A 1,168-nucleotide genomic window follows, 5' to 3' on the forward strand; every position below is an offset into this window, starting at 1 on the left:
CGTTTAAATCCGTATTTGTCGGTTCGATGGGACACATGGCTGAATAATAATTTCTTTCCATTCGGACAAATGAATGCATCATCCTCTTCATTGTATTCCCAATTGTCTACATGAAAAGCATTGTTTTTGTGTTTTCTTTTCTTCTCCTTTCGATACTGATTATATGTAATAAGAGGTGTTCTATTTCTATTATTCATAATATCTTCATAGTTTTGTTCACTACCATACCCTGCGTCTGCCACGATATATTTAGGTAGTTCAAAGAAGCTTTCTTCAATCGTATTCAAAAAGGGAATCAACGTACGGGTGTCGGTTGGATTTGGATACACATCATAAGCGAGCGCATATTGGCCTTCCGTCGCAACTTGAATATTATATCCAGCCTTCAGTTGTCCGTTTCCCATATAGTCATCTTTCATCCGCATAAATGTGGCATCATGATCTGTTTTTGAGTAACTATGGCGGTCTTCAAAAATCTCCATATCTTTTTGATAATTTTGTTTACGCACAATAAAATCTTCAAATTGCTTACGATATTGTTTTGGTGCTTTTCGCTCGGAACGAAGCTGTTTCCGCTCAACACCAACGTCACTCGCTTCAATTTCCTTGTCGTATGCTTCAATTTTTTCACTCAGTTTTTCCACAATTTCTTTCATTTCTTCAACCGAAAGCTCTTCGAAATCGTCCCGTTCTATTTCAGGAATGATTCGCTTCTCAATTAACTCATCGTACATTTGATTGGACTTTTCAATTAGTTTTTCACTATAATTTTCAACCGATTTTCGCCATACAAATGTGAATTTATTCGCATTGGCTTCAATCTTTGTGCCATCAATAAAAATAGCCTCTTCTTCAATTACTTCTTCCTTTACCAACTGAGATCGAAACTGTACAAAGCACTCACGTAATAACCCTTTCGCTAATGGGTGCACACGAAAGCGATTAATCGTTCTGTAACTTGGTTGATGCTCCTGAGATAACCACATCATTCGTACACTATCTTCTAATAAGGCTTCAATCTTCCTGCCCGAAAAGGCAGACTGCGTATAACCACAAAGGATAATTTTCAACATCATCCGCGAAGCATATGGCGGACGACCTGTATCTTTTCTAAGTGGTTCAAGAGCACTTTCTGGAATACTTTCTACTAAATCATTAATGGCAAAGG

1 protein-coding gene is annotated in these 1,168 nt (G+C 37.6%); it reads right to left on the minus strand.

Annotated elements, in window-relative coordinates:
- Window positions 1-1,168: IS1182 family transposase (locus tag BN999_RS18085; protein WP_141249093.1), on the minus strand; the 1,168-nt coding region annotated here is incomplete at both ends.

This window comes from Paucisalibacillus globulus (assembly GCF_900184735.1).
GTDB lineage: Bacteria > Bacillota > Bacilli > Bacillales > Amphibacillaceae > Ornithinibacillus > Ornithinibacillus globulus_B.